16 protein-coding genes are annotated in these 20,349 nt (G+C 71.7%); 7 read left to right on the forward strand and 9 right to left on the reverse strand.

What is annotated here, in order from left to right:
* Together KDL01_RS13180 and KDL01_RS13185 are read right to left on the reverse strand one after the other, a co-directional pair.
* On the reverse strand, positions 1 to 843 hold an 843-nt coding region (locus KDL01_RS13180), incomplete at its 3' end, for a hypothetical protein (RefSeq protein ID WP_212528740.1).
* A gap of 125 nt (positions 844 to 968) precedes the next feature.
* Positions 969 to 2,084, reverse strand: coding sequence for a hypothetical protein (locus KDL01_RS13185; protein WP_212528741.1), 1,116 nt, complete (start codon positions 2,082 to 2,084; stop codon positions 969 to 971).
* 385 nt (positions 2,085 to 2,469) lie between these two features.
* On the opposite strand from KDL01_RS13185, the gene KDL01_RS45220 reads away from it, so the two are divergent.
* Positions 2,470 to 3,009 (forward strand): LapA family protein, encoded by a 540-nt coding sequence (locus KDL01_RS45220; protein ID WP_212528742.1) that lies wholly within the window; start codon positions 2,470 to 2,472, stop codon positions 3,007 to 3,009.
* Positions 3,010 to 3,048: 39 nt separating this feature from the next.
* Here KDL01_RS45220 and KDL01_RS13195 read toward each other — a convergent pair whose 3' ends face one another.
* Positions 3,049 to 3,606, reverse strand: coding sequence for a dihydrofolate reductase family protein (locus tag KDL01_RS13195; RefSeq protein WP_212528743.1), 558 nt, complete (start codon positions 3,604 to 3,606; stop codon positions 3,049 to 3,051).
* An 81-nt stretch (positions 3,607 to 3,687) separates the two neighbouring features.
* Positions 3,688 to 4,653: an RNA polymerase subunit sigma-70 gene (locus KDL01_RS13200; RefSeq protein WP_212528768.1), complete on the reverse strand. Its 966-nt coding sequence runs from the start codon at positions 4,651 to 4,653 to the stop codon at positions 3,688 to 3,690.
* Positions 4,654 to 4,820: 167 nt separating this feature from the next.
* On the opposite strand from KDL01_RS13200, the gene KDL01_RS13205 reads away from it, so the two are divergent.
* Together KDL01_RS13205 and KDL01_RS13210 are read left to right on the forward strand one after the other, a co-directional pair.
* Positions 4,821 to 5,723: an LLM class F420-dependent oxidoreductase gene (locus KDL01_RS13205; RefSeq protein ID WP_212528744.1), complete on the forward strand. Its 903-nt coding sequence runs from the start codon at positions 4,821 to 4,823 to the stop codon at positions 5,721 to 5,723.
* A gap of 350 nt (positions 5,724 to 6,073) precedes the next feature.
* Positions 6,074 to 11,554 carry an ATP-binding protein gene (locus tag KDL01_RS13210; RefSeq protein ID WP_212528745.1) on the forward strand — a complete coding sequence of 1,827 codons (5,481 nt, stop codon included), beginning with the start codon at positions 6,074 to 6,076 and terminating at the stop codon, positions 11,552 to 11,554.
* Positions 11,555 to 11,630: 76 nt separating this feature from the next.
* On the opposite strand, the gene KDL01_RS13215 is transcribed toward KDL01_RS13210, so the two are convergent.
* A complete protein-coding gene (locus KDL01_RS13215; protein ID WP_212528746.1) occupies positions 11,631 to 13,901 on the reverse strand; it encodes an MMPL family transporter in 2,271 nt (756 codons plus the stop codon).
* 164 nt (positions 13,902 to 14,065) lie between these two features.
* Between KDL01_RS13215 and KDL01_RS13220 the strand changes: the two genes are divergently transcribed.
* Both KDL01_RS13220 and KDL01_RS13225 read left to right on the forward strand, forming a co-directional pair.
* Positions 14,066 to 14,665 carry a TetR/AcrR family transcriptional regulator gene (locus KDL01_RS13220; protein WP_212528747.1) on the forward strand — a complete coding sequence of 200 codons (600 nt, stop codon included), beginning with the start codon at positions 14,066 to 14,068 and terminating at the stop codon, positions 14,663 to 14,665.
* Positions 14,666 to 14,830: 165 nt separating this feature from the next.
* Positions 14,831 to 15,865, forward strand: coding sequence for an LLM class flavin-dependent oxidoreductase (locus KDL01_RS13225; protein WP_368861561.1), 1,035 nt, complete (start codon positions 14,831 to 14,833; stop codon positions 15,863 to 15,865).
* Positions 15,866 to 15,984: 119 nt separating this feature from the next.
* Here KDL01_RS13225 and KDL01_RS13230 read toward each other — a convergent pair whose 3' ends face one another.
* Together KDL01_RS13230 and KDL01_RS13235 are read right to left on the reverse strand one after the other, a co-directional pair.
* Positions 15,985 to 16,152: a hypothetical protein gene (locus KDL01_RS13230; RefSeq protein WP_212528749.1), complete on the reverse strand. Its 168-nt coding sequence runs from the start codon at positions 16,150 to 16,152 to the stop codon at positions 15,985 to 15,987.
* A gap of 33 nt (positions 16,153 to 16,185) precedes the next feature.
* On the reverse strand, positions 16,186 to 16,398 hold the full coding sequence (locus KDL01_RS13235) for a hypothetical protein (RefSeq protein ID WP_212528750.1): 213 nt from the start codon (positions 16,396 to 16,398) through the stop codon (positions 16,186 to 16,188).
* A gap of 137 nt (positions 16,399 to 16,535) precedes the next feature.
* Between KDL01_RS13235 and KDL01_RS13240 the strand changes: the two genes are divergently transcribed.
* Entirely contained in the window at positions 16,536 to 18,095 is a 1,560-nt protein-coding gene (locus tag KDL01_RS13240; RefSeq protein ID WP_212528751.1) for an MFS transporter, read from the forward strand.
* A 45-nt stretch (positions 18,096 to 18,140) separates the two neighbouring features.
* Here KDL01_RS13240 and KDL01_RS13245 read toward each other — a convergent pair whose 3' ends face one another.
* A complete protein-coding gene (locus KDL01_RS13245; protein ID WP_212528752.1) occupies positions 18,141 to 19,091 on the reverse strand; it encodes a sigma-70 family RNA polymerase sigma factor in 951 nt (316 codons plus the stop codon).
* Positions 19,092 to 19,312: 221 nt separating this feature from the next.
* On the opposite strand from KDL01_RS13245, the gene KDL01_RS13250 reads away from it, so the two are divergent.
* Complete coding sequence (locus KDL01_RS13250; RefSeq protein WP_212528753.1) at positions 19,313 to 19,606, forward strand: hypothetical protein; 294 nt, start codon at positions 19,313 to 19,315, stop codon at positions 19,604 to 19,606.
* A gap of 12 nt (positions 19,607 to 19,618) precedes the next feature.
* Here KDL01_RS13250 and KDL01_RS13255 read toward each other — a convergent pair whose 3' ends face one another.
* Positions 19,619 to 20,266, reverse strand: a complete 648-nt coding sequence (locus tag KDL01_RS13255; protein WP_212528754.1) for a Bax inhibitor-1/YccA family protein — start codon at positions 20,264 to 20,266, stop codon at positions 19,619 to 19,621.
* Between the last annotated feature and the right edge of the window lie 83 nt (positions 20,267 to 20,349).

Below are 20,349 nucleotides of genomic sequence, written 5' to 3' on the forward strand. Positions count from 1 at the left end.
GGCCGGGGCGAAGTCGGCCGACGGGGTCAGGGCCGGGGCCTGGCCGAAGTCCGGCAGCGGCGCGGGCGGCGGCGCGACGGCGCCCTCGGCCGAGGTGATGTCCACGTTCTCCACCGCAAGGCCGCCGTAGACCTGGGCGGTGGTCAGCTCGGTGCCCTCGATCGCCGCCTCGATGCCCTCGCGCATCGCGATGTCCAGCGCCTCGCGCATGGCCCGGGCCTTGTCGGTGCGCAGGGCCCGGGCCATCACGTCCGCGCGGTTGACCACGTTGGCGAACAGGTCGCGCCAGTAGGTGAAGATCAGCACCCGGCCGGGCCGGCGGCGCCACATGCTCCAGCCGACGTAGAGGCTGGTGCCGTAGGCGAACACGTTGACGTAGGCGTAGTAGCTGCCGTCCCGGATCTCCAGCCGGCGCGAGACGCTGCCGGGCAGGATGATGTCGCTGCGGATCATCTTGGGCTGGGCGGTGACCGGCACGCGCCGGGAGCGCAGCGACCAGCCGATGGCGGCGAAGGAGCCGTCCGCGGCCTCGCCCGCGTCGGGGATCAGCGAGGTGGACTCGGAGATCGGGTCGTTGGTGGTGAGGGTCAGCAGCAGCACGAGGTAGATCACCGGCCCGGCGAACAGCGCGAGCAGGAAGATCTGGTACGCGCCGAGGTAGGCCAGGATCCCGGTCACGACCAGCAGCGGGATCCAGATCAGGAAGGTGCTCACACAGGTGCGCAGCCAGAGCGCGAGCAGCTTCGCGGCGGTGACCTGCTCGTCGAACTCCTGATCCAGCGGATTGTAACCGCCGGCGTTGAACTTCAGGTAGCGACCGCCGATAGCAGCAGCGGGAATCATGGTCCTCGTCCTTTCATTCGCCGAGAGAATCAGTGCCCTGGGGCCGCGCTGCCGCGGTGCGGGCGGCGCGCGGGGGCGGTGTGGGGTCGTGCGCGGGAGAGTTCGGGCGCGGATGCGCCCGGGAGTCAGCCGGCCGAGGGCGTCGGCGTGCCGGCGGCGCTCGCGTTCGGATCGGCGGATGCGGAGGTGGACGCGGAGGCGCTCGGGCTCGCCGAGGCCGAACCGCTCGCAGCGCCCGGGCTGCTCGAACCGCTCGGCCCGGCGACGGGCGCACCGCCCTTGGCCAGGATCACCGTGGTCTCACCGTCGAAGACGAGTGCGGCGGAGGCGTCACCTGAGGAGATGTCCAGGGTCGCGTCGTCGGAGAAGATCGGGATGGTGCAGCCGGAGTTGGACGAGGGCGTGGCGCTGCCCACGTAGTGGCCGTTGTAGCCGGTCAGTTTGAGTGTGTAGACGTACGCGCAGGTGGAGATGTGGGCCGGCACGCCGGTGTACTGCCCCGGGCCGGTGGAGCTGATGGTCCACCGATCGCCCTTGGCGTCCGACCAGGTCCCGACCAGCGGGTCGTCCGCACCGGTCTGCAACGCCTGCTGCTGCAGGGAGACCGGGGTCGAGCCGCAGCCGGTCATGGTGCCGCTGAGCGTCTGCCCGTCCGCGCCGAGGGTGGCGTAGAAGTAGCCGGACTGGCCCTGCGCGGACAGGTGAATGCCCTGATCCAGCCCGAGCATGACGGCTCCGGTGCTGGCGATCTGGGCCCCGCCGGAGATCGCGTATTCGGCCCAGTATCCGTTCACGTAGTCGCCGACCGAGCCGCTCAGCTCCAGCATCATGCCGACCTCGCCCGCGTTGCAGTCCTCCGTGCCCACCCACACGCCGAGCAGCGCGGAGTCGCCGGTGTACGGTCCGGCCGTGGCGGTCGGGCTGCCGATGTCCTCGGGGAAGTAGTAGGTCGAGGCCGACGGGGAGGCCGCGCCCGCGCCGCCGTCCCCGGTCGCGGCGCTGCCCGCGGTGGCGGTGTCCGCCGTGTTCGGCTCGGACTGGTTGGAGCTGTTCGCACCCCAGCCGGATCCGCCGAAGGAGGTGCCGGTGGCGCTCAACGCGGCGCCGCTGCCGAGTACCAGGATCAGGATCGCCACCACCGCGCCGACCACGACCTTGCGGTTCACCCCGCCCGAACCCCAGGTGGCGGCCGGGGTGGGCGGTTCGGTACCGAAGAACCAGGCCTTGGTCGAGCCGGCCACCGCGGCCCCGCACGCAGGACAGGCCTGCGCGCCGGAGGGTACCGGCGTCCAACATTCCGGGCAGCACGAAGCAGCCACGAAGAACTCCTCCCCGCCGTGTGTCGCAACACACGACCACATCACCCGAGCGATACGCACGCGCATTCCACCAATGCGCGACAGTCGCCGGGTGCGCTCATAGTAAGGCCGAATGAGTGGTTGAGTAGAGAGTTTCCCAAAAAATTTTTGCACGCCGGAAAACCGCGGCCCACCCGCGGTATCTCGATCTTCAGTATTCATTCATGAGCGACGGCGCACCCTGAGATGATCTGTTTCGATACGGGGATCGGTCGGCCGCGCGCGGGTACAGGGACGAGGGAACTCGGTCCAGCAACGGGAGGGTGACGTGACCACCACCGCGCCGAGGGAGAGCGGGAACGAACCGTCCTCCCGGCAGGATGACGCCGATCCGCATCGAGCGGCCGCGCGGCCGCTCGAACCGGAGGCCTCCGCGCCCCGGCCGGAGCCCGTGGTCGTGCAGCACACCCGGCTGGGCGGGGTGTGGCTGGCGCTCGCCCTCGGCGCGCTGGTCCTGATCCTGCTGCTGGTCTTCGTCCTGCAGAACGATCAGCACGTGGAGATCCACATCTACGGCGGGCACTGGAACGCCCCGGTCGGCGTGGCCCTGCTGATGGCCGCGGCTTTCGGCGTGCTGCTGGTGGTGGCCCCCGCGGGCGGGCGGATCATGCAGCTGAAACGGGCCGCGCGCCGCCTGCACCGCGAACGTGAGTCCTTCGCCCGAATCGCACTCGCGGACTCGCAGCGGCAGTCACCGCCACTCGCCCGGCCCGAACCCCGGGAGCCGCGCCGGTCTCAGGACCCGGACCCCGATCCGGATCCCGAGACCGACCAGCCGGAGTCGGACACGACGTCAGATTCCGGCTGACACTCAGCTCATCACACTGCGCCGAGCCCGCGCCGAGGCCTACCGGGCGGCACGCCGGTAGCGGGTGAAGACCAGCTCGCCGGCCGGTTCGGCATCGACGCAGTCGAACTGCGCCATGGGCACGCCCGCCGGGAAGAGCGGCTCGCCCGCGCCGAGGACGGTCGGGAAGGTGAGCAGGCGGTACTCGTCGATCAGGTCGGCCTCGGCGAGTTGGCGCACGACGCTGAGGCTGCCGATGACGACGACGTCACGCGGCTCCTGCTTGATCCGGTCCAGCAGGTCGCCCTCCAGCGCGACGGAGTTCGCCCAGGCCGAGGTGTCGAGCGCGGTGCGCGTGGCGACGAGCTTGTCGGCGGCGTTCATCCGCTCGGCGAACGCGCCCTCGCGCGCCGGCCACAGGCGGGCGAAGGCCTGCCAGGTGCCGCGGCCCAGCAGCAGTGCTCCGTCGGTCATGAGCGCGCCGAGCCGGAACTTGTCGCCGTCGACCGGCCCGCGGCCGTAGCGGAACATCCAGCCGCCGTGCGCGCTGCCGGCGGAGCCGTCGGGATCGGACGCGATCCCGTCCAGGGTGACGAAGGAGATGACGATGATGCTCATGGCGGGTGGCCCTCCGGTGTATTCGACGGCGCGCGCCGGTCGGCGGCGCCCGCGGATACATACCGGCGGGGCCGCCCGAACTCATCGCGGTGGCGCCGAGAAGAATTCAGGCAGGCCGAAGGCGGGGAACAGACCCGGGTCGACGAACACGACGTTCGCGGCGATCCGACCCGCGTCGAGGGCGAACACCTGGAGGCTGTGCGCCTGATACCTGACATCGGGCGCGACGGCACCGGCCGGGGCGCCGTCGCCCGCCTCCTGCGCGTGGTAGCCGGCGAGCGCGGGCTGGCCGTTCGCCGTGAGCGGGCGCATGATCCAGCCGCCGCCGCGCATCCGGAACGTGCGCTGCAGGAACAGCCCGTAGTGCTCGCTGCCGCGGAACCACAGCGGGACCGGGGGCATCTCCAGCACCGCGTCCTCGGTCAGCAGCCGGACCAGGGCGGGCACGTCGGCCGCCTCGAACGCCCGGGCGTACCGGTCGACCACCGCACGCTGATCCGCGTCGTCGGTCTCGCGCAGCGCGCCGGGCTCGGCGACGGAGCGCATCGCCAGGCGCGCGCGTTGCAGGGCACTGTTGACGGCCGGCACCGTGGTCCCGAGCTGCCGCGCGACCTCGGCGGCCGGAAACTCCAGCACTTCGCGCAGCACCAGCACGGCGCGCTGCCGGGCGGAGAGGTGCTGCACCGCCGCGACCCAGGCCAGGCGCAGATCCGCCCGCCGCTCGAGGTCGAACCGTGCGTCCGGGAAGGGCTCGAGCCACGAGATCCGCGCGGAGGGGGTCAGCGGCGTGGACCCCGGGTCCTCGCCCGGCGCCCCGAGCCCCGAGGGAAGCGGCCGACGGGCGCGACCGGTCAAGGCGGTCAGGCACGCGTTCGTGGCGATGCGATACAGCCACGTGCGCACCGAGGCGCGCGCCGGGTCGTAGCGGTCGCGGGCCTGCCACGCCCGCAGCAGGATCTCCTGCGTCAGATCCTCGGCGTCGTGGACCGAACCGAGCATGCGATAGCAGAACGCCACCAACTCGCCGCGGTAGGGCTCGAACTCGATCGCCACCGACCCAGCATGGCAGAGCGCTCCGCACCGCGGTCCCGACGGCGCAGCACGCTGTATCGGCGCGGTTCGGGCACGGCGGCCGCGGAGCCTGGAACAATGGCGGCGGGCTTATCGCGGCAACGCGTCTACATTCCGGTCGGCACGAGTGAGAGTGGAGCAAGATGGCGGATTCGACTCCACGGGTGGACGGCGATATCCAGATCGGCGCCGTCTACCCGCAGATCGAGCTCGGCGGCGACCCGCACGCCGTCCGGCGGTTCGGCAAGGCCGTCGAGGAACTCGGCTTCGACTACCTGCTGGCCTACGACCACGTGCTCGGCGCCGTGCACGCCGATCGCACGCCGCGGCTCACCGGCCCCTACACCGAGCACGACCCCTTCCACGACCCGTTCGTCATGTTCGCCTATCTGGCCGCGATCACCGAGCGCATCGGCTTCGCCACCGGCGTTCTGATCCTCCCTCAGCGCCAGACCGCGCTGGTGGCGCGGCAGGCGGCCGACCTCGACCTGCTCTCCGGCGGCCGGCTTCGGCTGGGGGTGGGCGTGGGTTGGAACCACGTCGAGTACGACGCCCTCGGCCAGGCGTTCCGCACCCGCGGCGCCCGGCAGGAGGAGCAGATCGACCTGCTCCGGCGGCTGTTCACCGAGCCCGTCGTGGACTTCTCAGGCCGCTTCGACCGGATCGAGCGGGCCGCGCTCGTGCCGAAACCGGCCCGCAGCATCCCGATCTGGCTCGGCGGAGCCGCCGAAGCCGCGCTCGAGCGGGCCGCCCGGATCGGCGACGGCTTCATGTTCTTCGGCCAGAACGGCATCGAACACGCGCTCGAGTCCTGGAAGCGGCTGCGCGACCGGCTGACCGACCTCGGCCGGGCGCCGGAGGAGTTCGGCGCGGAGTACGTCGCGCTGCCCCGGGGCGGGATCGACCGGCTCACGGCGGAGGTCGCCGCCTGGCGCGCCGCGGGCGGCAGCCACGTCTCGGTGGCCACGATGAGCCAGGGCCTGGACGGCGTGGAGGCCCACATCGAGTACCTCGCCTCGGCCGCACGCGCGCTCGAGCTGAGCTGACCGGCCTCGACCCGCCCGACGCGACGTCATGCGGCGTCATGCGGCGCCATACGGAGCCATACGGCGTCATGAGGAGTCTGCAATGCCCGCAATGCCCGTAGTGTCCGCGGGCGCGGGTCAGCACTCGGACATCTCGGGCCAGACCGGACCGGCCGGGCGGCGCGCCGAGCGCCCGGCCGGGCGAGGAACCCGCCCCGTACGCCTTTTTTGGCGCTACCCCACAAATCACGGCGCCAGAGCTGATCTACCCCAGCATCCCCGGACATGGGAAGAGCTGCGAGAATGGTCTCGGCAGGGGAACCGGCGCGGACGGTTCCCATTGTGCTTTACTCCAGGGAAGGCTTGCGTCAGTGTTCAGTCGTGTCGCCATCGTCAACCGAGGTGAGTCCGCGATGCGGCTCATCCACGCCGTCCGAGACCTCGCGGCACAGACCGGCGTCCCGATGGAGACGGTCGCGCTCTACACCGATGTCGACCGCACCTCCACCTTCGTGCGCGAGGCCGACCTGGCCTACGACCTCGGCCCCGCCTCGGGCCGCCCCTACCTGGACCTCGCCGTACTCGAGTGCGCGCTGATCGAGTCGGGGGCCGACGCCGCGTGGGTCGGCTGGGGCTTCGTCGCCGAGGACCCGGCCTTCGCCGAGATGTGCGCGCGGATCGGCGTGACCTTCGTCGGCCCGAGCGCCGACGCGATGCGCAAGCTCGGTGACAAGATCGGCGCGAAGCTGCTGGCCGAAGAGGTCGGCGTGCCGGTGGCGCCGTGGAGCCGCGGCGCGGTCGAGGACCTGGACGCGGCGGTGCGCGCGGCGGGCGAGATCGGCTACCCGCTGATGCTCAAGGCCACCGCGGGCGGCGGCGGGCGCGGCATCCGCGTGATCACGAACGAGGCCGAACTCGTCGACGCGTACCACCGCACCAGCCTGGAGGCCGAGCGGGCCTTCGGCAGCGGCATCGTCTTCCTGGAGCGGCTGGTCACCGGCGCGCGGCACGTCGAGGTACAGGTGATCGCGGACGGCCAGGGCACCGCGTGGGCGCTCGGCGTACGCGACTGCTCGGTGCAGCGGCGCAACCAGAAGGTCATCGAGGAGTCGGCCTCGCCGGTGCTGAGCGCCGAGCAGACCCAGGAGCTCAAGGCCTCGGCCGAGCGCCTGGCCATCGCGGTGGGCTACTGCGGCGCGGCGACCGTCGAGTTCCTCTACCACCCCGGCGAGAAGCTCTTCGCCTTCCTCGAGGTCAACACCCGTCTTCAGGTGGAGCACCCGATCACCGAGTCGACCACCGGCGTCGACCTGGTCAAGCTGCAGCTGCACGTCGCGTCCGGCGGCAAGCTCTCCGGCGAGCCGCCGGCCGAGCGCGGGCACGCCGTCGAGGCGCGGCTCAACGCCGAGGACCCGGACCGCGACTTCGCCCCCTCCCCCGGCCGGATCGCGCGCCTGGACCTGCCCGCGGGCCCCGGCATCCGGGTGGACACCGGCGTCAGCGAGGGCGACACGATCCCGGCAGAGTTCGACTCCATGATCGCGAAGATCATCGCCTACGGCCGGGACCGCGAGGAGGCGCTCGGCCGGCTGCGCCGCGCCATGTCGCAGACCACGGTGATCATCGAGGGCGGCGCCACCAACAAGAGCTTCGTGCTCGACCTGCTCGACCAGCCCGAGGTGATCGACGCCAGCGCGGACACCGGCTGGATCGACCGCGTGCGCGGCGAGGGCCGGCTGGTCTCGCACCGCCACTCCGCGATCGCGCTGGCCGCGGCCGCCATCGAGTCGTACGAGGAAGAGGAGCGGGTCGAGCGGCAGCGGCTGCTGTCCACCGCGTTCGGCGGGCGTCCGCAGGTCTCGCACGAGAGCGGGCGGCCGCTGGAGCTGATGCTGCGCGGTGCCGGCTACAAGGTGAAGGTCGCGCGCGTCGGCGCGCGCCGGTTCCGGGTCGGCATCGAGGACGCCACCCAGACGCTCACCGCGGACGTCGAGCTCGACCGGTTCGACCGGCACACCGGCCAGATCACCGTCAACGGCACCAGGTTCCGCCTGGTCACCGGCACGCACGGACCGGTCTACCTGGTCGAGGTGGACGGCGTGGCGCACCGGGTCAGCCGCGGCGAGGGCGGCGTGGTGCGCTCGCCCGCCCGCGCTCTCGTGGTCGCGGTGCCGGTGTCGGCCGGCGCCGAGGTCGAGGCCGGCGCTCCGCTCGTGGTGCTGGAGAGCATGAAGATGGAGACGGTGCTGCGCGCGCCGTTCCGCGCCCGGCTCAAGGAATGCTCGGTGACGGTCGGCAGCCAGGTCGAGACCGGCACCGCGCTGCTGCGGCTCGAGCCGCTGGCCGAGGAGGGCGAGGAGGCCGCCGTCGCGGAGGCCGCCGAGAGCGTTCACCTCGAACTGCCCGCGGGAACCTCGAACGTGCCGCCGCTGGAGCGGGCCCTGCGCGGGCAGCAGGACATTCGCAGCCTGCTGCTCGGCTTCGACGTCGACCCGCACGACGAGAGCCGGGTGCTCGCCGACTACCTCGCCGCGCGCACGGAGCTGGCCGAGACCGGCAAGCGCCCGCTGGTCGAGGAGATCGAGCTGCTCTCGGTCTTCGCCGACCTGTCCGAGCTCAGCCGCAACAAGCAGGCGGGCGAGGAGGCCGGCACCGAGAACCACGTGCACAGCGCCCGCGAGTACTTCCACACCTACCTGCAGTACCTCGACGCCGAGCGGGCCGGGCTCTCCGAGGTGTTCAAGGCGCGGCTGGTGAAGGCGCTCGGGCACTACGGCGTCACCGGCCTCGAGCGCACGCCGGAGCTGGAAGAGGCGGTCTTCCGGATCTTCCTCGCGCAGCAGCGCGCGGCCTCCGACGCCACCGCCGTCAGCGCCCTGCTGCGGGTGTGGCTGCGCGAGGCACCCCCCGGGGACGCGCTGCGCGACACCGTGGGCCTCGCCCTCGAGCGCCTGATCGCGGCGACGCAGGTGCGTTTCCCCGTGGTCTGCGACCTCGCCCGCGGCGTGGTGTTCGGCTGGTTCGGCCGCCCGCTGCTGCGCCGCAACCGTGCCCGCGTCTACGCCGAGGTACGCCGCCACCTGCGCCACCTCGACGCGAACCCGCAGGCGCCGGACCGTGCCGAGCACATCGCCGCGATGGTCGGGAGCACCGAGCCGCTGGTGCGGCTGCTGAGCCGTCGCCTGGAGCGCGAGGGCCTCGACCACAAGCTGGACCACGCGCCCATGCTCGAGGTGCTGACGCGGCGTTACTACGGCAACAAGGGCCTGGTCGAGGTCCGCACCAGCGACGCGGCCGGCTGCCGGTTCGTGGTCGCGGACCGGGCCGGATCCCGGATCGTCTCGACGGCGGTGGCCTTCGACGAGTTCGGCGACGCGCTGCGCGGCCTGGCCTCGGTCGCGGCCGCCGGGAGCGACGACGTCGACGCGGACATCTACCTGGCCTGGGAGAAGCAGCCGGAGGACTCCGACGCGCTGGCCGCCGGCCTGCAGGCCGTCATCGACGGGCAGAGCCTGCCGAGCCAGGTCCGCCGGCTGACCGCCACCGTCGCGGGCAGCCACGGCGCGGTGATGCACCATCACTTCACCTTCCGCCCGGCCGAGGGCGCGATGGCCGAGGAGCGGCTGATCCGCGGCCTGCACCCGTACATCGCGCAGCGGATGCAGCTCGAGCGGCTGCGTGAGTTCGACCTGACCCGGCTGCCGTCCTCGGACGAGGAGGTCTACCTCTTCCAGTGCGTGGCCAAGGAGAACAAGGACGACGGCAGGCTCGTCGCGTTCGCCCAGGTCCGCGACCTGACCGAGCTGCGGGACCACGACGGCCGCCTGGTCGCGCTGCCCACGGCCGAGGACACCGTGGCCGCCTGCCTCGACTCGATCCGCCGCGCGCAGTCGCGCCGGCCGGCGAAGAACCGCTTCCCCACCAACCGGGTCGTGATCTACGTCTGGCCGCCGATCGAGATCACCCGCACGGAGCTCGAGACGATCGCCGCGCGCGTGGTGCCGACCACCGCGGGCGCCGGGCTCGAGGAGATCCTGTTCATCGCCCGGCAGCGCAACCCGGAGACCGGCACGCTGGCGAAGGTCGCGGTGCGCTTCTCCTTCGACGCCACCGGCGGCAGCAAGCTGACCATCGGCGAGCCGTCCGACGAGCTGGTCGAGCCGCTCGACGGCTATCGGCTCAAGGTGCTGCGGGCCAGCAGCCGCAACACCGTCTACCCGTACGAGCTGACCGGCCTGCTCGGCGAGTTCGCCGAGTACGACCTCGACGACGACGGGGCGCTCGTGCCGGTGGACCGGCCGAAGGGCCGCAACAGCGCGGCGATCGTGGCCGGCGTGATCAACACCCCGACGGCGCTCTACCCCGAGGGGCTCAGCCGGGTGCTGCTGCTCGGCGACCCGACGAAGGCGCTCGGCGCGCTGTCCGAGCCGGAGTGCCGCCGGATCATCGCGGCGCTCGACCTCGCCGAGCGGATGCGCGTGCCGCTGGAGTGGTACGCGCTCTCGGCCGGCGCCCGGATCTCGATGGAGTCCGGCACCGAGAACATGGACTGGGTCGCCGCCGCGCTCAAGCGGATCGTCGAGTTCACCCAGGACGGCGGCGAGATCAACGTCGTGGTGGCCGGGATCAACGTCGGGGCGCAGCCGTACTGGAACGCCGAGGCGACGATGCTCATGCACACCAAGGGAATCCTGGTCATGACGCCGGACTCCGCGATGGTGCTGACGGGCAAGCAGTCGCTGGACTTCTCCGGCGGCGTCTCGGCCGAGGACAACTTCGGCATCGGCGGCTACGACCGGGTGATGGGCCCGAACGGCCAGGCGCAGTACTGGGCCGAGGACCTGATGGGCGCGCGCGACGTGCTGATGGCGCACTACGACCACGCCTACATCGCGCCCGGCGAGGCGCACCCGCGCCGGGCCGCCACGAGCGACCCGTTCGACCGGGACGTCTCGGGCTTCCCGCACTCCTCGCCGGACAGCGAGTTCACCACCGTCGGCGAGATCTTCTCCGCGCAGGCCAACCCGGACCGCAAGAAGCCGTTCGACATCCGCACCGTGATGCGCGCCGTCGCCGACCAGGACCACGCGGTCCTCGAGCGCTGGGCGGGCATGGCCGAGGCGGACACCTCGGTGGTCCAGGACGCGCACCTCGGCGGAATCCCGGTGTGCCTGCTCGGCGTCGAGTCGCGCTCGGTGGCCCGGCGCGGCTTCCCGCCCACCGACGGCCCGGACACCTACACCTCCGGCACGCTCTTCCCGCAGTCCTCGAAGAAGGCGGCGCGGGCGATCAACGCGGCCAGCGGCAACCGTCCGCTTGTGGTGCTGGCGAACCTCTCCGGCTTCGACGGCTCGCCGGAGTCGCTGCGCAAGCTCCAGCTGGAGTACGGCGCCGAGATCGGCCGCGCGATCGTCAACTTCCGCGGCCCGATCGTGTTCTGCGTGATCTCGCGGTACCACGGCGGCGCGTTCGTGGTGTTCTCGAAGACGCTCAACCCGAACATGACCGTGCTGGCCCTCGAGGGCTCCTTCGCCTCGGTCCTCGGCGGCGCGCCCGCGGCCGCGGTGGTGTTCACCGCGGACGTCAACGCACGTACGGCGAACGACCCGCGCATCCGCGACCTCGAGGCCCGCGTGGCCGCGGCGGCCGGCACCGACCGGGCCACGCTGAACGCGGAACTCGACGAGACCCGCGCCTCGGTGCGCACCGAGAAGCTGACCGAGGTCGCCACCGAGTTCGACCGCGTCCACAGCATCCGCCGCGCGGTCAAGGTCGGCTCGGTCGACGCCGTCATCAGTCCCGCCGAACTGCGCCCGCGCATCATCGAGGCGATCGAGTCCCGCCTGGGCTGACCTGCGTACCCGCCCGAGCGCCCCGGGTTCCGTCTGCGGACGGGACCCGGGGCGTCGGCGTCTGCGCCCGCCGGGATCAGCCGGCGGCCGGCGCGTGCTCGGGAGCGTCGGCGGCGTGGCTTTCGTCCGTGGCCGGTTCGTCCGCGTGGCGGCGTCGCAGGCTCTCGCCCTCGATGTCGAGGTTCGGCAGGATGCGGGCGAGGCGGCGTGGGAGCCACCACGCGGCGCGGCCGGTAAGCGTGAGGACCGCAGGTACCAGCGTCATGCGCACGAGGAATGCGTCGATGAGCACGCCCACGGCGAGGGCGAAGGCGATCTGTTTGAGGATCATGCTGTCGCTGGTGACGAAGGACGCGAAGACCGAGAACATGATCAGCGCGGCGGCGGTGACCACCCGGCCCGCAGACCGGGCGCCTGCGTGCACGGCGGCCCGGGCGTCGCCGTGGTGCACGTAGTCCTCGCGCATCCGGGAGACGAGGAAGACCTCGTAGTCCATGGCCAGTCCGAACAGCACCGCCATCAGGATGATCGGAAGGAAGCTGGTGATCGGGCCGGTGGTGTCCACACCGATCAGCCGATCCAGGCGGCCTTGTTGGAAGAGCCCGACGACGAGGCCGAAGGAGGCACTGACCGAGAGCAGGAAGCCCGCGGCCGCCTTGACCGGCACGATCAGAGACCGGAAGACCAGCAGGAGCAGGATCAGGGAGAGTCCGACCACGACGATGGCGAAGGGCAGCATGGCCGAGCTGAGTTTGCTCGAGACGTCGATCCCCACCGCGGTGGTGCCGGTGACCGCGATGCTCGCGCCGGTCGCCTGCCGCCACGAGGCCGCCTCGCCGCGGATGGTGGTGACCAGGTCCTTGGTGGCCTGGGCACTCGGCGCGCTCTTGGGGATCAGCTCGATCAGCGCCGCCGTGGCGCCGGCGCTCGACTGCGGCGCGGTGACCGCGGCGACGTCGGGCAGGGCGGCGAGTTGCCGGGCGATCTGCTGCGCGGCGGCGGCGGGCCGGGCGCTGCGCGAGGTGTCCGCGAGGATCAGCAGCGGTCCGTTGAAGCCGGGCCCGAACTGGGCGCTGACCTCGTCGTAGGCCACACGCTGCGAACTGCCGACGGGCGCGGTGCCGTTGTCCGGCAGGGCCAGGTTCATACCGCGGGCCGGCCAGGCAAGCAGCGCGAGTCCGGCGATCACGATCAGAACGGTGATCAGTGGGCGGCGGGTGGCGAGGCGGACCCAGCGCTCGGCTCCACGCGGCTTGGTGCCCGCGCCGTCAGATGTGGTCGCAGCATGCTGCGATCCTTCGGCGGCGGCTTCGCGACGCGCGGTGCGTGAGCCCGGCTTGGGCGTCAGCCGCTGCCCGGCGAAGCCGAGGATCGCGGGCAGCAGGGTGAGCGCGACGGCGACCGCGATGAACACGGCCCCGGCAGCGCACAGGCCCATCACGGTCAGAAACGGGATGCCCACGACGGAGAGCCCGGCCATCGCGATCACGACGGTCAGCCCGGCGAAGAGCACGGCGCTGCCGGCCGTGCCGAGGGCGAGCCCGGCCGACTCCTCGGGTGCGCTGCCGCGGGCCAGTTGCGCGCGGTGGCGGGTGACGATGAACAGCGCGTAGTCGATGCCGACCGCCAGGCCGATCATCAGAGCGAGGGTGAGCGCGGTGCTGGAGATGTCCACCGCGCCGGTCAGCGCGAGGATCCCGGCGACCGCGACGACGATGCCGAACAGCGCGGTCAGCAGCGGCATCCCGGCGGCGAGCAATGAGCCGAAGGTGAGGGCGAGTACGAGCACGGCGACGAGCACGCCGATGAGGTCCTCGGCCCCCGGGTTGGCCGCGGTGTTGCCGAACGCGGGACCGCCGACCGCCACGCCGAGGTCGCCGTGCGGGGCCTGTTGCGCGGCGCTGGTCAGCGCATCGAGTGTCGCGGTCTTCAGATCCGAGCCGGTGACCTGGTATTCGACCTGCGCGATCGCGGCGGTGTGCCGGGGGGAGACGGCGCCGGTGGAGAACGGAGAGAGGACCGCGACGACCTTCGGGGCCTTCGCGGCCGCGTCCAGCACCGCCGCGATCGCCTGTTCGGAGGCGGGCGAGGTGACGCTGCCTCCGGCCGGGGCGGTGAACACGATCTGCGCGGAGGTGCCCGAGGCGGCCGGGAACTGCTGCTTCATCCGGTCCAGTGCCTGCTGGGACTGGGAGCCGGGCACCGTGAAAGCCTGGTTGATCTTGCCTGCGCCGCCGAACGCGGCCATGCCCGCGATCGCCGCGGCGGCCGCGGCCAGCCACAGCGCGAGCACGAGCCGGCGTCGGCGGAACGCCGCCGTGGATATACGGGAGAGCAGCGAGGCCATCTTCTTCTGGCTCCTCGGGGCGGGCTCTGCTCTGGGCGGAGCGCACGGGTCGTCGGGCCGCCAAAACTGGCAGTGCTGCCACTTTAGCAGAAACTGGCAGCACTGCCAGTTTCCCCTCCGTGTGGGACGGCCGCGCGCATCGGCGGGTTTGAGATAATCCGGTGATGGACACCACGCCCGGACGCCGCGAAGAGAACAAGGCACGAACCCGCTCGGCGCTCGAGCAGGCGGCCGCGCGGCTGTTCGAGGAGCACGGCTTCGCCGCCACGACGGTGCGCGACATCGCCGCCGCCGCGGGCGTGGGCGAGCGGACCTTCTTCCGCTACTTCCCGTCGAAGGAAGACCTGGTGCTGCAGCAGGTGCGGGACCTAATCCCGGGCATGATGGCGGACGTGCGCGGCCGCCCGGCCACCGAGGCCCCGCTCACCGCCCTGCGCGAAGCCATCGTCGCCTGGCTGGAGAGAACCGGCACCACCCCGACGATCCTGGTCAGCGGGCCGCCGAAGGGATCCGAGCGGCAGCACCTGGAGGGCCACGCCCTGCAGGTGGACCTCGAGGACGCGATCACCGAGGCCTTCCTCGACCGGCTCGAGGCGGCCGGCGCGGACCGCCACGCGAGCCCGACCGTGCTGCGGGCGGCGGTCCAGGCCCGCGCCGGAGTCGCCGCGCTCAGGGGCTTGATGCTCGTGCACAGCGACGACGCGTCAGCCGCGGCGGACATGGCGCGACTGGTCCGCGACGCCTTCATGGCACTCGAACCCTGAGATCGCGGCACAGCCCCCGTCCGCACCTGCGGGCGCGATGCCTGCTGCCACGATTCCTGCGGACGCGATGCCTGCGGCCACGATGAGCGGGTGCGGCGACGCACCGGGGGACGCATCAACTCGTCGGATGGAATTCCGCGGCCCGCGCGCGCGTTGTGCGATCTTGTGAAGCACATCGGATTCCTCTCGTTCGGGCACTGGTCGGATTCGCCAGGGTCACAGGTGCGCACGGCGGCGGACAGCCTGCTGCAGTCGATCGAACTGGCGGTGGCCGTCGAGGAGCTGGGTGCGGACGGCGCCTACTTCCGGGTGCACCACTTCGCGAACCAGCTCGGCTCGCCGTTTCCGCTGCTGGCCGCCGTCGGCGCGCGTACCTCGTGGATCGAGGTCGGCACCGCCGTGATCGACATGCGGTACGAGAACCCGCTGTACATGGCCGAGGACGCGGGCGCGGCCGACCTCATCGCGGGCGGCAGGCTCCAGCTCGGCATCAGCCGGGGATCACCCGAACAGGTGATCGACGGCTGGCGCTACTTCGGCTACGAGCCGTCGGAGGGCATGAACGACGCGGACATGGCGCGCGAGCACACCCGCGTGTTCCTCGATGTGCTCCGCGGCCAGGGCTTCGCCCAGCCCAACCCGCGCCCGATGTTCCCCAACCCGCCCGGCCTGCTGCGCGTCGAGCCGCACTCCGCGGGCCTGCGCGAGCGGATCTGGTGGGGCGCAGGGTCACGCTCGACCGCCGAGTGGGCCGCGCACAACGGCATGAACCTGCAGAGTTCCACGCTGGTCGCCAACGACTCGGCGAGCGGCGGCGGGACGCCGTTCCACGTCACCCAGGCCGAGCACATCCAGGCCTTCAAGGACGCCTGGACGGCCGCCGGCCACCCGCGCGAGCCCCGCGTCAGCGTCAGCCGCAGCATCTTCCCGCTCCTGGACGACCAGGACCGGATGTACTTCGGCGGCCGCGGCGAGGACGAGGACCATGTGGGTTACATCGACCCGCAGACGCAGGCCATCTTCGGCCGCAGCTACGCGGCCGAGCCGGACGAGCTCATCGAGCAGCTGCGCCGGGACGAGGCCGTCGCCGCCGCGGACACGCTGCTGCTCACCGTCCCGAACCAGCTCGGCGTCGACTACAACGCGCACGTCGTCGAGGGCGTCCTCAAGCACGTCGCCCCGGCTCTGGGCTGGCGCTGACGCCGACGCTGACGCCGACGCCGACGCCGACGCAGGAGTCCACCGCCACGGTCCGTCCCCATTGACGCCCCCGCTGACCCGTCCACGCGCCCGCCGGTGCGTGGACGGGTCAGCGCGTCTCAGCCCTGGTAGAGCCAGTTCCAGTTGCCGCTCGGGTCCTTGACGGCCGAGTTGTGCGGCATGCCCTGGGCGTCGCGGGGCGCGACGAGCTCCGTGCCGCCGATCTGGACGGACAGCCCGCTGAGATGCGCGAACTGCCCGATCGTCGTCAGCTCGTCGTCGGCCACGGACCCCGTGTGCTGTCGCGGGCTACCCGAGGGTCAAGGAGCCAGGAACTTCTCCCACGCCTGGGTGCAGACGGATTCGACCTCGGGCCCGGCACCGACGTCGCGCAGATAGCCCAAATAGACCTGGAGGTCTCCGCTCGGCGGCCAGTGGGAGTCGGCCGCCGCGGCTCGGGCGAGCGAGCCCAGCGCGCCCTCCTCCTCGGAGTGCGCCTCGAGCCATGCCGTGAAGTCGCCTGAGTCGGCCATCGCGCCTCGTGCCTCATCCCTGGAGTCCGCCTTACTGCCTCTGTCCTGCGGTTTTACGTGTCTGGTAGCGCATCTGCCGTGGTGGGGATAGCGTAAAACGACTCGCACGGGTGATTTGTCCACCTTTGAGGGGAAACATGTCTGAATCCTCTGCTGGCGAGGACTTCGTCAACGCTCTTGGACCGACGACCCCACACTCAGGCAGATCCGGCACGGACCACGGCGAGGCGCCCGACGGGCAGCACGAGCGCGGGCGCTGGATGGTCCTGGTCATCGTGAGTATCGCGCAGCTGATGATCGTGCTCGACATCTCGATCGTCAACATCGCGCTACCCGACGCGCAGAAGGCACTGGGCTTCTCCAACGGCGACCGGCAGTGGATCGTCACCGCCTACTCGCTCGCCTTCGGGGCGCTGCTGCTGTTCGGCGGACGGCTGGCCGACCTGGTCGGGCGCAAACGCATGTTCATCGCGGGACTGATCGTCTTCGCCGCGGCCTCGCTGCTCGGCGGTATCTCGCCGAACTTCGAGGTGCTGGTCACGGCGCGGGCGATCCAGGGCGTCGCGGGCGCCACCCTCGCGCCCGCCGCGCTGTCGCTGCTGACCACGACCTTCCCCGACTCGAGAGAGCGGGCCACGGCGTTCGCCGTCTTCGGCGCGGTGGCCGGGTCCGGTGCGGCCGTGGGGCTGCTGCTCGGCGGCGTGCTGACCGAGTTCCTGAGCTGGCGCTGGACGCTGTTCATCAACGTCCTGTTCGCGGGCGTGGCACTCATCGGAGCAGTGCGCTACCTCACCCGCGAACGCCCGCACGAGCGTCCAGGCCTGGACATACCCGGCACACTGCTGGTCTCCGTCGGCCTGTTCTGCCTCGTGTACGGGTTCTCCAACGCCGAGAGCCACCCCTGGAGCGCGCCGTCGACCTGGGGCTTCATCGTGGTGGGCGGTGTCCTGCTGCTCGCGTTCTGCGCGTGGATCGCGCGGGCCGCCGACCCGCTGTTGCCGCCGTGGATCGTGCTGCACCGGGACCGAGGCGGCTCCTTCCTGGCGATGTTCATCACCGGCGCCGGCATCTTCGGAGTGTTCCTGTTCCTGACCTACTTCCTGCAGACCTCGCTGAGGTACTCGCCGGTGCGGACGGGTCTGGCGTTCCTGCCGCTGGTCATCGCCCTGATGATCACCGCGACAGCGGCCTCGACCAGGCTGCTGCCGCGCTTCGGCCCCAAGCTGCTGATCCCTCCCGGGATGATGTTGGCGGCGGGCGGCATGGCGTGGCTCACCGGAATCAGCCTGACCAGCAGTTACGCCGCGAATATCCTGGGACCGCTGATCCTGCTGGGCGCGGGCCTCGGTCTGGTGTTCGCCCCGGCACTGAACTCCGCGACCTTCAGCGTCGGACCTCGGGACGCGGGCGTCGCTTCGGCCACGGCCAACACCGCCCAGCAGGTCGGAGGCTCGATCGGCACGGCGTTGCTGAACACCATCGCCGCCTCGGCGGTCACGTCCTATGTGGCCTCGCACGCCGCGGCCCATGTGCCCCCGACCGAGGTGCAGGCCCAGGCCGCCGTACACAGCTATCAGGTGGTGTTCTGGATCTGCGCCGCGATCTTCGCCATCGGGGCTCTCATCTGCTTCGGCCTGCTGCGCTTCGGAGCCCAACAGCCCGATTCGCAGGCTGCCGACGCGCCCGCCGCGGCGTGACGCGGATGCCGCGCGGCGGGGCGAGGCGGGCGGCGTAGGGCGGGGTCAGGTGAGCGGGGCCCGATCGATCGGAAGCCCGAACCACGGGAACAGGTCCGCGCGGTGGAACGCCATCACCGCGCGGACCCCCGCGTCGCCCACACTCAGTACCTGCACCGAATGGGCGTGCCAGGCACCGTCCGGGTCACGCTGGTAGTAGGCGAGCGCGGGCTGGCCGTTCGCCGAGGTCCGCACGATCAGCCGGTGCTCCGGGCCGGGCAGGAGCTTCGCGGCGAGCAGCCTCGTCACCGCCTCGCGCCCGACGAACCAGGTCGGGATCGGCGGCATCTCCCAGCGCACGTCCTCGGTCAGCAGGCCTGTCAGGGCGGCCAGGTCGGCCCGCGCGAAGGCGTCGGCGTACCGGTCCACGAGTGCCCTGCGTACGGGCTCGTCCGGTTCGCTCAGCAGATCTTCGGACGGCGCGTGCCGGGCGAGTTCGGCCCGTGCGCGGCGCAGTGTGCTGTTGACCGCGACCGTGGTCGTCTCGAGCACCGCGGCGACCTCGGCGGCCGGCCACGCGAGCACGTCCCGGAAGATCAACACGGCCCGCTGGCGCGGCGACAGTTGCTGCAGCGCCGCGACCACCGCCAGCCGCAGGCTCTGGCGGGCCCCGACGAGCGTCGCCGGATCCGTGCCGAGCCGGTCCGGGAACGGCTCGAGCCACGCCGTCTCCTTGGCGTAGGCCTCGATGGCGTCCGGATCCGATCCCGGAGCGCCCAGTGCCGAGGGCACGACTCGCCGGCTGCTGTGGGCCAACGCATTCAGGCAGACGCGGGTGGCGATGCGGTAGAGCCAGGTCCTGACCGACGAACGGTGCTCGAATGTCGCGTACCCGTGCCAGGCCCGCAGGCAGGTCTCCTGCACCGCGTCCTCGGCGTCGTGGATCGACCCGAGCATGCGGTAGCAGTGCGCGAGCAACTCCGCTCGGTACCGCGCGAACTCGTCCTCCAGGTTCATCTCAGCTCCTCGGCCGATTCCAGCTCGGCAGCGGTCGACACGGCGACGGGCACGGCGGGCGCCTGCGGCGGGGCAGGGCTTCGTCGTGCGCTGATCCAAAGCGTTCGCTTTCACGGATACAGACAGCGCACGCAGACCGAACTCGTCGCGGATCGGGCGATGAGTTCGGATGATCCCCGCGGTCCATATCCGCGACAACACAAATCAGCGAGGAGAGATCGATGAGTACTGCGGTGATCCGCTACCGGACCACGCCGGAAGCGGCCGAGGAGAACCAGCGCCTGATCGAAGGGGTCTTCGCCCAGTTGGCGGCCGCGACCCCGGCCGGCCTGCGCTACAGCGCCTTCCGGCTGGCCGACGGGGTCACCTTCGTCCACGTCGTCGACGGCGAGGGGCTGGGCGAACTCGGCGCGTTCCAGGAGTTCCAGAAGACCATCGCCGAGCGCCTGGCCGACGGCCCCACGCGCGAGGACGCGGTCCTGATCGGTGCCTACGCGGCCGAGGCGGGCCGCTGAGCGTCTCAGGCCTCAGCTGCGTCGGCCGAAGATGTTCAGGAAGAACAGGAAGACGTTGAGGATGTCGAGGAAGATCGAGGCCGCGAGGAGCGGGGCCGAGGCGATGTCCTGCGAGCGGCGCAGCCGTTGGAAGTCGACGAGGGTGAATCCGGCGAAGATCACCAGGCCGAGGACGGAGTAGATCAGGGATCCGCCGGGGATGTGGACGAAGATCGCGACGACGCCGAACAGGATCAGCCCGAGCAGGGCCCAGAAGCAGACGCGGGCCAGGGCGGACAGGTCGCGGCGGGTGGCGTAGCCGGCGGAGCCGAGTGCGGCGATGAACAGGGCCGTCGCGCCGCCGGCCTGCCACAGCGCCTGCGGGTTGGCCGCGGCGTAGTACGCGATCGTCGGGGCGACCGCGACGCCGATGAACACGCCGAACGCGCCGAGCAGCGCCACGGTCGCCTCGCGGGAGCGGCGGGCCGTGGCGCGCATCGCGAACAGGCAGACGAAGGCGGCCACGAAGGCGATCAGGCCCGCGGGCGCGCTGAGGTCGCGGCCGATGTAGGCGCCGAGGGCGAAGAGTCCGGCCGTGGCCGCGACGTAGGTCATCGTGCGTGCGAACAGGGTGTTCGCGGAGATGCGGTAGCCCGGGCGGCTCACTGTGGCGTCATACACGCTGCACTACTACCCACTTCCGGTGCGATGTACCTGGGCATGGGCGCCGGCCCGGGCCCGGCCCGGGGCGTCAGCCGGTCGAG

Origin of the sequence: Actinospica durhamensis (assembly GCF_018139695.1) — a bacterium.
Lineage (GTDB): Bacteria > Actinomycetota > Actinomycetes > Streptomycetales > Catenulisporaceae > Actinospica > Actinospica durhamensis.